This is a genomic window from Clostridium sp. MF28 (genome assembly GCF_002969175.1).
Classification (GTDB): Bacteria; Bacillota; Clostridia; order Clostridiales; family Clostridiaceae; genus Clostridium; species Clostridium beijerinckii.
On record NZ_CP014331.1, the window covers coordinates 2,077,661 to 2,091,842 of the forward strand.

Consider the following 14,182-nt stretch of genomic DNA (forward strand, 5'->3'; position numbering starts at 1 on the left):
GGCCTACAATCTAATATTCTTAATTAGATTTCCAATTACCAAATAACATTTGCCAGATACAAAATTATTGGTATAGTAATCAGTGATAGCAATGTGCTTAGGCCAACCAATTTAGCTCCATACTCATAATCTCCTCCATACATCTGAGAAAACATTGGTACTGTTAGACCTACTGGCGTAGCCATAGCTATTAATACAACTTTTTTTATTTCTATTAAATACGGTGGTAAAAATTTAAATAATATCATTATTATAACTGGAATAACGATAAGTTTTATAAATGCTACAAAGTAAGCATGCTTATCATTAAATAATGTAATTAGTTTTGACTTAGCAATATACGTACCAAGTAAAATCATAGCAATAGGCGTATTGGTTTGTCCAACTAAGTTAAACGCATCATAAAAAAGCTTTGGCAGCTTTACGGGTGAAATAAAAACAAGCAATCCAAATGCCACAGCTATTATTCCAGGATTAAATAAAACACTTTTTAAGGTAATTAAACTTTTATTATTTGATACTGTATATATTCCATAAGTGTAACTCAGTATATTAAAACAAACTAGGTATGCTGATAAAAAAAACACCTTTTCTATCCCCATTATGCTAGTAACTAGTGGGATTCCAATAAATCCCGCATTTGCAAATCCGATTGCAAATTTATCTATTCTCTGATCTTTCTTAAAGACAATTTTACCCACAAAAAAGCCTATTAACATTGCACATAACGAAATAAAAAAAGAAATTCCTAGCTCCTTTAACTTATCTATAGAAAATTCCATTTGATAGCGTGTTAACATAATCATTGGATTGATAACCCAAACTAAAAGATTAGATATTTGTTTAGCTCCATCTTCATTAATTAATTTTTTGCGGTAGACTATAAAGCCAATTGCCATTAATATGTACATGATACTTACTTGTCCAACTATTGTAAAAATAATCTCCATAATACTTTATCCTTCCGTTCTAAAAATGACTTTAAATATATGAGTGCTTTACATGATAATTCATTATAAACTAACTCTTTCCTTCTGATAAATCATTATATCAATTACCTATTTTAATATACAAGTCTAAAAGCAATAAATTTAAATATTAGCAAGCTAGCCATATATATTACTAGCTTATTAACATTTAAATTTGCTTTAATTCTATATTAAGCTATAAGTTACTTCATTAAATAAGTAACTCACATTCAAAAAATAACAAGTCCATTTACCAACCTATTTTCCATCATCATTCGTCGGTAATTTGACCTAATATGCACGCTATAAGGTCAATTTCTCTCCGTATCTAATGAAAAATATTCATGACAACATTGGACTTGATATTTATTTTCATGTATCTAAACTAAATTTATAAGTTTAACATTATTGTCTCAAACATGTCGCTTAGTGCTACCTGACTATCTGCAAGACCTGCTTCAAACACTACTTTAGGCATGCCATAAACTATACAGGATTCTTCTGCCTCAACTATAACATATCCATTATTATTTTTTACATTCTGGCAGCCTGCTAACCCGTCATTACCCATTCCCGTTAAAATTACAGAGACTAGCTTATCTTTAAAAATAGGCGCTGCCGAATTTAAAGTAACATTAATTGATGGCTTGTATAGGCTGTCTACATTTTTCATATCCTCAACTTTAAAAACTATGCTATTATCCTGGCTTTTTTCTAATAGTGTTTGAAATCCCGCTGGTGCTATATATATTTTTCCTCGCTCAAGTATATCTCCATTCTCTACTTCTTTAACATGTAGATTACATATGGTATCAAATCTTTCAGCTAGCGGTCCAGTAAATCCTGGAGGCATATGCTGGATTACAATAACTGGCCTGCATAAATCCTTTGGAAATCTTGGCAATATTGATTGAAGTGCGGATGGTCCTCCTGTTGAGCACCCAATAATAAGCAGCTCCCTCTTCATGAATTTTTCACCACAATTAATCTGCTGTTTATCATATTTAATATTTTCTAAATCTGCATTACTATCTTCTTTATTCTTTTGTACCTTACTACTGTCTGCAATTACTTTTAGTTTACTAAGAAAATCATTTATTGTTTCCTCTTTTATGTTCTCCCCTACTAATGAACCTTTTAAGAAAATATCGATTGCTCCGAGCTCTAAAGCCTTTAGTGCTGTCCTAGTACCATCTTCCGTATGATTACTCAGCATCACAACTGGTACAGGGCAAGTTTTCATAATTTCTTTTAGGGCACTTATTCCATCCATTTCTGGCATTTCTACATCCAATGTTACTATATCAGGTTTTAATCTTTGTATCTTTTCTATTGCGTCCAATCCATTTCTCGCGATTCCTATTATAAAAAATTGAGGATCTTTTTCTATAATAAGGCTTATACATCTCCTCATAAAGGAAGAATCATCTACAACTAAAACACCATATTGTTTCATCATGCTTTCTCTCCCTTCTTATAATAAAAGATCGATGGAGTATAAACAGTATCAAAGCCTGGATTGACATTAGTAACTGTTTCTGCATGGCCTAAAAATAAATATCCTGTTTCATTAAGAATATTGTAAAACGAAAGAGCAGCTTTTTTAGTAAATTCTGTATCAAAATATATCAAAACATTCCTGCAGAGTATTATATCAACTCTTCCAACTTCTTGTTCGATATTTTTATCAAACATATTTAAATTCTTAAACTTTACAAGTTTTCTTATTTCATCCTTAACCTTGTAGTCATCTTCAATTTTATCAAAATATTTATCTAACATTCCATAAGGCATCTTCCTAAAGGACAAAGATTTGCTACTGTATACTCCCTTCTCAGCTTTATCTAATACTTTTTTATTAATATCTGAGGCTATTATTTCAACAGAACTTTTTTCAAAAAGCATTGTTTCTTTTATTAACATTGCTAATGTATATGGTTCTTCCCCACTTGAACATGCCGCACACCAGATTCTAAAAGTTTTTTCCTTTGAATAGTCTTCAAATTTGGGTAAAATATTAGTTTGCAATTCTCTTAATAGATTTTCTTCTCTAAAGAAATAAGTTTCATTTACTGTTATTAGTTCAATTAATGTATCTCTTTCTTTTTCTTCTATTTTAACGTATCCGCAATATTCCCAAATATTCAGTCCAAGTTCTTTAATTCTATAGGTTATCTTACTTTCAAGTGAAGGAAGATTTTTGGAGTAGTCAATGCCACAGAATTCATATATATAACTCGCCAATTGTTCTAATGCCATAATACTCATAATTTAAAATTTCCTCCTTATATTTAAAACCACAATTTATTCTCAAATTATTCAACTAACTCCTCTAATGATTTTTTTATTTCTAATGTATACTCAGAAAGTTCTCTAGTAATACTTGAAGTTTTTTGAACATCCCTTACATTTAAGTTAACTACATTATTTATATCTTCAATATGTTTTCTAAGCTCTTCAACTTCTCTTGCCTGTACCTTAGTAGCTATTGTTACTTCATTTGCTTGTTCCGTAACATTCTTAAAGTTATCTGTGATTCTATCAGTAGATTTTGTTTGTTCATTCATGGCCCAAGTTATCTGCTTCATATCTTCCCTAGAACATCTTACACCTTTTATAATATTTTCTACTCCTGATGCCTGCTCTTTAGATACCTCTGTAACTTGTTGTGACACTTTTGTAACATTTTCTGCTGAATTTACAATATTCTTTCCTTGCCTTGCCTGCTCTTTCACTGCTACAGCTATTTGTCTTACTTGTTCTCTAGAATTAGTTATTCCCTTAACTACTTCTTCAACTCCTATAGCTTGTTCTTTTACTGCTCTTGTCACTTGCTCTGATTGTTCTGCTACGTTTTCTACAGAAACCACAATGTCTTTCCCTTGTTCTGCTTGTTCTTTCACTGCTACTGTTATTTGTCTTACTTGTTCTCTGGCATTTTCTATTCCTTTTACTATTTCAGCAACTCCACCTGCTTGCTCTTTCATAGCTTGTGTTACTTCTGCAGTTTGACTTGTAACCTCTCCAACTATCTTAGTCATTGATTTTCCTTGTATTGTCTGTGATATCATTGCATCAGTTATTTGCTTAATTTGTTCTCTTGCATTTACTACCCCTTGAATAATTTCATCTACTCCACTGGCTTGTTCTTTTACAGCCGTAGTCACTTGTGTTGCTTGATTTGTTACATTTTCTACAGAAGAAACAATATTTTGCCCTTGCTTTGCTTGTTCTTTTACTGCCACAGTAATTTGTCTTACTTGCTCTCTTGCATTTACTATTCCTTTAACTATTTCTTCTACGCCTATTGTTTGTTCATTAGTTACTACAGCTATTTGAGCTGCTTGATCTGTCACATTTTCTACCGCTGCTACAATATCTCCACCTTGTTTTGCTTGTTCTTTTACCGCAAGCGTTACTTGTCTTACTTGTTCTCTTGCATTTACAACGCCTTTAATTACTTCATCTACTCCATTTGCTTGTTCTTTAACAGCCGTAGTCACCTGTGCTGCTTGATTTGTTACATTTTCTACAGATCCAACAATATCTTGTCCCTGTTTTGCCTGTTCTTTTACTGCTACTGTTATTTGTCTTACCTGCTCTCTTGCATTCGCCACACCTTTTATTACTTCATCAATTCCCGCTGCTTGCTCTTTTACTGCTACTGCGACCTCATTTGTTTGATTAACAACATTTTCTATAGACAAAGCGATATTTTTTCCTTGTTTTGCCTGTTCTTTCACTGCTACTGTTATTTGCCTTACTTGTTCCTTAGCATTTACAACACCTTTTATTACTTCCTCTACGCCAGCAGCTTGTTCCTTTACTGCTATTGTAACCTCATTTGTTTGATTAACAACGTTATTTATGGCTTTACTAATATTTCCCCCTTGACTTGCTTGTTCTTTTACCGCTACTGTTATTTGTCTTACTTGTTCTCTTGAATTTTCGACACCTTTTATTATTTCATCTATGCCAATAACTTGTTCTTTTACTGCTATTGCAACTTCATCGGCTTGATTTGTTACATTTTCGACAGCTCCAACAATATTTTGTCCTTGTTTAGATTGTTCATTCATTGCTATATTAATTTGCACTACTTGTTCTCTTGCATTTGCTACACCTTTTATTACATTTTCTACACTTATAGCTTGTTCCCTCGTAGCTTGTGTAACCATAGATGCTTGATTAGTAACATTTCTCATGGATTCGAGTATTTCTCTACTTCCTTTATTTTGACTGTCAGTTGCCAAAGTTATTTCTTTGATTTCATTAGTCACATTTTCTATTCCACCAACTATTTTTTCTATTACAGTCCCAACTTCATTACTTAATCTTGATCCATATTCAACTTTCTCAGTGCCAACTTCTATCGCCTTAATTGCATTGGTAGTTTCTCCCTGGATTCCTTTTATAAGTTCAGATATTTCCTTTGTAGCTGTAGCAGTTCTCTCAGCTAGTTTCCTCACTTCATCAGCTACTACCGCAAATCCTTTTCCGTGTTCTCCTGCTCTTGCAGCTTCAATTGCAGCATTTAAAGCAAGTAAATTTGTTTGATCTGCTATATCATCTATTACATCTATAATGCTTCCAATTTTATCAGAACTCTTTCCTAAGTTAGTTATTACACTTTCTGCTTTATGGATAACCTCCGATATTTCACCTATAGCGACTAATGTATTAGCTACAGCTGTTTGTCCATCCTTAACATCTGATTTCACTACATCACTTAATGAATTTACATTTTGAGCATTTTGAGCCACTTGACTTATTGATGCCGCCATGTCCTCAACCGTCTTATAAGTTTCATTTGAAGCTTTTTGCAGTTCTTCAGCATTACTAGCTACTCCTTGAATAGATTTTCCCATTTCTTCTATAGACGCAGATATTTCTTCTACTGATCTTGTAGTACTTTCACTATTTCCTGCTACTTGCTGAATAGATACTACAACCTCTTGAACTGCAGCCGCAGCTTCATTTGCAGAACCTCTTAAACTTTCGGCATTTCCTGCTACTCCCCTAACTGATTTCCCCATTTGTTCTACTGATGACGATATTTGTTCAACCGAACTTGCTGTGCTCTCACTATTTCCTGCTACTTGCTGGATTGATGCTACCATTTCTTGTATGGCCGCTGCTGATTCATCTGTTGAAACTTTTAAACTTTCTGTATTAGTAGCTACTCCTTTTATTGATACACCCATTTCTTCAATTGATGATGATATTTCTTCTACTGAACTTGCTGTACTTTCACTATTTCCTGCTACTTGTTGGATTGATGCTACCATCTCTTGAACTGCAACTGATGATTCTTCTGTAGATCCTTTTAAATTTTCTGCATTACCTGCTACTCCTTTTATTGAAGCTCCTATTTCTTCAATTGATGATGATATTTCTTCAACTGAACTTGCCGTACTTTCGCTATTTCCTGCCACTTGTTGAATAGAAACTACCATTTCTTGTACTGCTTCTGTAGCCTCTTCTGCTGATCCTTTTAAACTTTCGGCATTTTCTGCTACTCCTTTTATTGATTTTCCCATTTGTTCTATTGAAACTGATATTTCTTCTACTGATTTTGCTGTGCTTTCACTATTTCCAGCTACCTGTTCTATTGAAGCTACTATTTCTTGTACTGCTTCTGTAGCTTCTTCTGCTGATCCTTTTAAACTTTCGGCATTCCCTGCTACTCCCTTTATTGATTTTCCCATTTGTTCTATTGATGATGATATTTGTTCTACTGAACTTGCTGTACTTTCACTATTTCCTGCTACTTGCTGAATTGATGCTACTACTTCTTGAACCGCCATTGTAGATTCTTCTGCAGAACCTTTCAAACTTTCGGCATTCCCGGCTACTCCCTTTATTGATTTTCCCATTTGCTCTATAGATGATGATATTTGTTCTACTGAACTTGCTGTACTTTCACTATTTTTTGCCACTTCTTCAATTGATACTACAATTGATTGCACCGATGCTTCTGCATTTTCAGCAGTATCCTTCAATCCCTCTGCATTTTTTGCAACACCTTGTATTGATTTTCCCATTTCCTCAATAGATGCCGATATTTGTTCTACTGAACTTGCTGTGCTTTCACTATTTCCTGCTACTTGCTGAATTGATGCTACTACTTCTTGAATTGATACAGTCACCTCTTTTGCTGAAGAAGTTAAACTTTCTGCATTTCCAGCTACTCCTTTAACTGATTTCCCTATTTGCTCTACTGAAGAAGAGATTTCTTCTACTGATTTTGATGCGCTCTCTCCATTCCCTGCTACTTGCTGAATTGATGCCACCATTTCTTGTATTGATTCTGAAACTTCCTTAGCTGATCCAGTCATTTCTTCCGCATTTCCTGCGACCACTTTAATTGATTTACCCATTTCCTCAATTGAATTTGATATTTCTTCAATTGAACCGGATACACTTTCACTATTACCTGCGACCTGTTTTACTGATACAGCTATTTCTTCAAGTGATCTTTGCGACTTTTGAGCAGCATTCGTTAATTGCTCTGCATTTATCACAACTCCATTTATAGATTTAGACATTTCACTTGTAAGAGAATTTACTGATTTTACAGCTTCTGATTGATCAATTGTTCCTTTTTTAACTTGTTCATTTATACTTGATAATTCTTTTAATTTCTCATCGAGTTTTTTAGATACAAGAACTGTATTATCTACACTTCTTAAACCTCCCATAAGCTTAATTCCAATATTTCTTTTAAAACTACCCATTTATATACGCCTCCACACTTTCTGATCTTTTGCTTATTGAATCTCATTGTTACTAAAATTATCACTATCTTTTGTATTTTTGTTACTAATCATTCTTGATATTCCTACTACATCGAATATATGAGCAACACTTCCATCACCAAGTATTGTTGCACCCGATATCCCCTCAATTTTTCCTATGTAAGAGCCTAAGGGTTTAACTACTATTTCTTGATTTCCAACTAATTCATCAACTACAATACCAAATCTCTTTTCTGCAATACCTAAAACCACAATAAATATATTCCTCTTTTTATTTTCTCTAGGTAACTTAAAATAGTCATGCAACCACACCAGGGGGTGGACTTTGTCTCTAATCACAACAACAGATTGATTTTTAATATATTCAATTTCATTCTTTGGTTTTCTTACTATCTCAATTATGTTACTCATTGGAAGAGCATAAATTTCATTATGAATTTTAACTAATAACCCTGCAAGTATTGCAAGCGTTAATGGTAGTTTAATCGTAAATTTACTTCCTTCTCCCTCTTTTGTTTCTACATCAATAATCCCATTTAGTTTATCTATATGATTTCTAACAATGTCCATTCCTACGCCTCTACCTGAAACGTCACTTACATTATTAGCTGTTGATAACCCTGTTTGAAAAATAAGATTTATTATCTCTTGTTCTGATAATGTTTCTGCTTCTTGAGCTGAAATTACTTCTTTCTTAATTGCTGATTGCTTTATCTTTTCTAAATTTAAACCAGCACCATCATCTTCAATTGTCACAATGACATGATTTTCTTGGTGAAATGCCTTTATTCTCAATGTTCCTTTTGAAGGCTTATCTTTGACTATACGAGTACTAGGTTTTTCTATTCCATGGTCTAGAGAATTTCTTACAAGATGAATCAAAGGATCAGTAATATCCTCAATTATAGTTCTGTCCATTTCTGTCTCTCCGCCCTCAAGAACCAACTCCACCTCTTTTCCTAATGAATTAGCAAGATCTCTTACTAGCCTTGGGAATCTACTAAATAGCTGTTGCACTGGCACCATACGAGCTTTCATTATGCTTTCTTGAAGTTCACTAACTACTCTTGATACACGACTTGATATTCCAATTAAATCTTCAACTGAATCATCAGCTATATATTTGTTATGTAAAGTATTGCTTACTTGAGCAATTCTAGTCTGTTCAATAACCATCTCTCCAACTAAATTCATCATATGTTCAAGACGTTCTATATCGACTCTAATAGTTTGTGATAATTTTTTTTCATTTTTAATCTCTTGTATAACTTTCTTTTTACCATTTATCTCATCAATTTTATCCGTTACTATTTCTCCTTCTATCTTAGCTATATTTTCTATATCTTTAGTATCTATCTTTTCTTTATCTAATTTTGTAAATTCATAATCAAATACATTAGCATCATCAACATCCATTAATTCATGCTTAATTCTTGACTCCAGTTCCTTTGTTCCTAATTCCGAAATTAATAAATATTTTATAGTAGTAATATTTTCATCTTCATCCAATAGTTCTAATACATTAGGACTTGATCCTATGACCTCTCCCATATCATTTAGCAAATTAAGTATAAGAAACGCTCTCGTTGCTTTCATAAGACTATCCTCTGAGATCTTAATCTCACAAACAACACAAGAGCGCCCATTTATCTTTTCATTTTCTATTGTATATCTTTTATCATCATCTAGCTCAAATACTATCCTCTTATTGTCAACTTCATGACTAATTTCCCTTTTTACTCCCATAAATTGATTGCCTTCAGTTTTGTCTACATCAATACTTTGTATACGCCTAAGTTTTCCTATGATATCATCAATGTCTACTTCTGTATCATTCTTATACTCTATAAAATCTCTTTTTAATAAAGTTAAGCAGTCAGTACATTCAAACAAAACGTTAATTATTGGCCCCGTTACTTCCATAAAATTATTCCTAATTTTATCAAGTACATTTTCCATCTCATGAGTAAGCGATTTCATCTTTTCATACCCCATAGCTGAAGAGGATCCCTTCAATGTATGTGCTACCCTAAAAATATCTTGTATAACTTTGCTGACTTCATCTTTCTTTTCTAATTCTAAAATTCCTTGTTCTAAAAGTTGTATCTGCTCTTCCACTTCATCCAAAAATGCACTTACCATTTCAGGCATTTCATATATATTAGACATTTCACACCCCCCTAATCATGAAGAACTATATCTATCTTCAATAAGCTTATCACTCCATTTTCTGTAATTCCTATTCCTTCAAAGTACTCTCCATCAATACCTGCAACAACTTTTGGCGTTGGTTGAATATCATTGAATTGTATGACTGAATCAACCTTATCCACAATTATACCAATCATTTCTTCTCTACTTTTTACCACTATTATTCTAGTTTCTTTAGTTCTAGCGCATTCTATTAGTTTAAACCTTTTATGTAAATTAACTACCGGAATTACCTTTCCCCTTAAATTAATAACGCCTTCCAGAAAGAATTTACTATTATGTGTTGGAGATATTTGCTGCAGCCTAATAATTTCATAAACATCACTAATCTTAAGAGCATACTTCTCACTTGCTAATTCAAAAGCAATATGTTGAATATCCAATAAATCATTCATATAATCTTCCTCCACAAACATTCTAGTAAAATTCACTATAATTTTTTAAAGTATCAACTAAGTAATCTTCTTTATATGGTTTTATAATGAATCCTCTAGCTCCATTAATTATAGATTCCAAGAATCCTTTTCGCATCCACTCCTCCACGCACAAATTTCTTTATATTTTTTACTTTTTATAATTTAATTTTATATATATTTTTAAAAAACAATACTTTATTATCTTTACTATAAAAAAATATTAATTTCTATTAATTTTATATTATAATTTTTGGTCTTATTTGTCAATAATAACATTATATTGTTTAATATAATAATATATTGCATTAATTGGTATTATCATCTAATAATTTTTATCAAATTATATAATCAAATAATCTTTTTATATTAAAATTTTATTTTGCCCTTTCTATAAATTTATACAAAAAAATAGACTCAAAGTAGCTTAAAATCTACTTCGAGTCTATGTTTGGCGAAAAATACTCTATATAATTGTCAACTTATATTATATTTGCTTTTTTTGCATTAATAAAAGTTTTCATCTAGATATACTAATATTCTAATTTTGTTTATCTATATTATTTCCAAAAATGGAATTACGATTCGACATATACACACAGTTTTTTTATAATTTTAAAACTTTATTTTATACTTATCTTAAAATCAATAGAATTTTTAACTAGCATATCTTTTATTATATATATATTGGAATTCACAATGCACATTTCACAATTACAGCTATAATTCTTGTAATATTTTTAGAATTATGATGAAGAATTATTTTTGCAATATATATCAAACAGTATTTTTTTAAGTTTTAAATTTCCGCATTCCTATATTACTAACTGTTATACAAATATATCACTTATATCCAAGTCTTTTCTTCTTGAAAAATCAATAAGTTCATCATTAATTTTTACAATAGGACTTAGTATATCATTTGGAGGTATATACATAATTTCACCTATCCTACCATCCTCAAGCCTTGCCTTCATTCCTATATAATATGGGCTTATATTTTCTAAGAGTGTAAAAATAACTGAAGTATCATACAATTTTACTCCTTCAGTCAAAAACATTTGAAATATTTTAAGTGGAGTTACGCCTTTCTTGTATACTCTATTTGATATCATTGCATCAAATGTATCTGCTGCTGCAACAATTTTTGCGTTTAATGTAATATCTATTCCTAACTTTCCAAACGGATATCCAGATCCATCAATTCTTTCATGGTGCATAAGTATTGCATCTTTTATACTTCTACTAAAATAATCATAATCATTTATTATATCATATCCTAAAATAGTATGTTTCTTAATTTCATCAAATTCTTCTCTTGTTAGCTGACCTGGCTTGTTCAATATTTCATTATCTATTTTAATCTTGCCGATATCATGAAGAAGTCCTGATTCAATAATTTCTTTAACTGTGCCTGAAGATAAATTCATCCATTTTGCTATAAGCATTGAATATATTGCTACATTTATACAATGCGTATAAGTATACTCATCTGCTTTGTTTAACGCAACTAAACACTTAATTATGATGTTAGGCTCATCTAAATACTTTATTATCGATTTAGATATTTTAGAAATACTCTCAGAATTCATTTTATTTGTTGTAATCAATCCTCTTATTAATTCTTTAATATTGAATATACTTGCATCATAATCCTCTTCAAATTCTTTAATTTTATCCATATTACTTTTGCCCAAGCTATTGTTTTCTCCCGAAACATAGATATGAGCACTATATTCTCCAAGACTAATCAATTTATCTATTATATATGAATTGAGTATTGTATTCTTAGACGCTAATTTTAAACCATTACATATTATATCCTCAGCCAAAATCATGCCAGGTTTACAATTAAACAATAATATTTTATGTTTCATAAAATTAATCACCCCTATCTACCTACATTAAACTTTATCATCAAATAATTCCTTTTTCAATAAAACAAATATAAATATAGTATATTTTTCCTAATATTATAACATAATAATACATTATATAACTTCGAATTTAAAATCTAGTAATTGCATTTATTAATAATAAACGTTAGTAAAAGAAGCCTCAAAAATAATTTACCAATCATTTTTAAGGCTTCTTTGATTTATTTTTTATATTCTGTATTTAAGACAACACCTTTATACATTTTCTATTTAGTACTATGAAAAACTACTCTTCTATAAGTTTCAAATCTAACCCATCTATTTAAGAAATCTCCTAGAGTTTTCTCGTTAGCTTCTTTATATTCATTCAAGAATTTTACAACTTCTTCATTAGAATTTACCTTAACTTCAAATCCTCTGCCATTAATAACTGGAACTTCTTGATATTTATAATCGACAATAGATTTAATATCTGTAATTTTCTTATCACGTATTTCAATTACTATTGAGTCACGAAGAACTAGTAAATCAAAGTTATCTGGATATTTGTAGCTATCACCTTCTATTGGAAGCTCATCGCCTACAGTATAAGTCTTTTCTTCTGGTTTATATTTGAATATAGATAAAGTTTCTGTATCATAATAGAATTCTTCAAAAATATCTCCTCTTGCTTTTAATTCATTATACTCAAAAGCAAATTTTGCATTTTTAGTATCATTATTATGAACATCTTCTATAACACCACAAGCTGATGTCATATTAGTAACACGATCTATTAAAATAAGTTCTCCTAATGTTTTATGTGCATCAAACTTATCAACAACTATCTTTTCAGATAATAGAATATCACATGCTGCTATTTCATTTTTTGTTAAATAACCAGTTGGTAAATGCTCTCCTGTGTTGACATCAATTTTATATTTTACATCTGTAACAACACCAGTCAGCATCTTAGTACCTACTTTTACAAAATACTCTTTACCAGCCGTTAATTCCGAGTCATCCATCCAAAGAATCTTTGCACTAATTAACTTACTTGTAGTAATATCAGTTTCTTTTGTAAGTACACAGCCTCTTGATACATCAACTTCTTTATTAAGCTGTATTGTAACAGATTGGCCTTTTCCAGCACTTTGCGATTCCTTATCGGTAATATGAACACTTTTTACTAATGCTTTTTCATTGCTAGGAAGTGTTGTAATTTCATCTCCTACAGAAATACTTCCAGCTTCAATTTCTCCTTGGAATCCTCTAAACGTATGATTAGGTCTACATACTCTTTGAACTGGCATATAGAAGCCTTCTTCTGACTTACTATCAATCTCTACATTTTCTAGATATGGTAAAAGCGCTTCCCCTTGATACCATGGAGTATTTTCTGACTTCTTAGTAACGTTATCCCCTTCCGTAGCTGATACAGGAATTAAATGAACATTTTCTAATGAAAGTTCATTTACTAATTCTTTAATTTGCTCTTCAATTTCTAAAAATCTTTCTTCACTGTAACCTACTAAGTCAATCTTATTAACTGCAAATACAAAATGTTTTACACCCATCAAAGAACAAATTCTTGCATGTCTTCTTGTTTGTACTAATACTCCTTGCTTTGCATCTATTAATATAATAGCAAGCTCTGCAAAAGATGCACCTACTGCCATGTTTCTAGTATATTCTTCATGTCCTGGAGTATCTGCTACTATAAAACTTCTATTATCAGTTGTAAAATAACGATATGCAACGTCTATTGTAATTCCTTGCTCACGTTCCGCCATTAAGCCATCTAATAATAGAGAATAGTCTATTGCTCCACCTCTGCTTCCAACCTTGCTATCTAATTCTAAAGCTTTTTCTTGGTCCGCATATAAAAGCTTTGAATCATATAAAATATGCCCAATAAGAGTAGATTTTCCGTCATCTACACTACCACATGTTATAAACTTTAATAAGCTCTTCAT

Annotated in this window: 8 protein-coding genes; all 8 read right to left on the minus strand. The window is 31.3% G+C overall.

Translation table 11 applies throughout. The annotated features are described in order from the left end of the window. Positions 1 to 35 precede the first annotated feature (35 nt). Entirely contained in the window at positions 36 to 950 is a 915-nt protein-coding gene (locus AXY43_RS09260; RefSeq protein ID WP_077869488.1) for an AEC family transporter, read from the minus strand. A gap of 409 nt (positions 951 to 1,359) precedes the next feature. Next, positions 1,360 to 2,424, minus strand: coding sequence for a protein-glutamate methylesterase/protein-glutamine glutaminase (locus tag AXY43_RS09265; protein ID WP_105412501.1), 1,065 nt, complete (start codon positions 2,422 to 2,424; stop codon positions 1,360 to 1,362). Continuing rightward, complete coding sequence (locus AXY43_RS09270) at positions 2,424 to 3,236, minus strand: CheR family methyltransferase (RefSeq protein ID WP_023973156.1); 813 nt, start codon at positions 3,234 to 3,236, stop codon at positions 2,424 to 2,426. Before AXY43_RS09270 ends, AXY43_RS09265 begins: the two co-directional genes overlap by 1 nt. 47 nt (positions 3,237 to 3,283) lie before the next feature. Then, positions 3,284 to 7,705, minus strand: a complete 4,422-nt coding sequence (locus AXY43_RS09275; RefSeq protein WP_105411442.1) for a methyl-accepting chemotaxis protein — start codon at positions 7,703 to 7,705, stop codon at positions 3,284 to 3,286. A 33-nt stretch (positions 7,706 to 7,738) separates the two neighbouring features. Next, complete coding sequence (locus tag AXY43_RS09280) at positions 7,739 to 9,895, minus strand: chemotaxis protein CheA (protein WP_105411443.1); 2,157 nt, start codon at positions 9,893 to 9,895, stop codon at positions 7,739 to 7,741. An 11-nt stretch (positions 9,896 to 9,906) separates the two neighbouring features. Then, positions 9,907 to 10,332 (minus strand): chemotaxis protein CheW, encoded by a 426-nt coding sequence (locus tag AXY43_RS09285; protein ID WP_026015802.1) that lies wholly within the window; start codon positions 10,330 to 10,332, stop codon positions 9,907 to 9,909. 848 nt (positions 10,333 to 11,180) lie between these two features. Continuing rightward, complete coding sequence (locus AXY43_RS09290) at positions 11,181 to 12,227, minus strand: HD-GYP domain-containing protein (protein ID WP_039769480.1); 1,047 nt, start codon at positions 12,225 to 12,227, stop codon at positions 11,181 to 11,183. A 266-nt stretch (positions 12,228 to 12,493) separates the two neighbouring features. After that, positions 12,494 to 14,182, minus strand: a complete 1,689-nt coding sequence (locus AXY43_RS09295) for a sulfate adenylyltransferase subunit 1 (protein ID WP_069187746.1) — start codon at positions 14,180 to 14,182, stop codon at positions 12,494 to 12,496.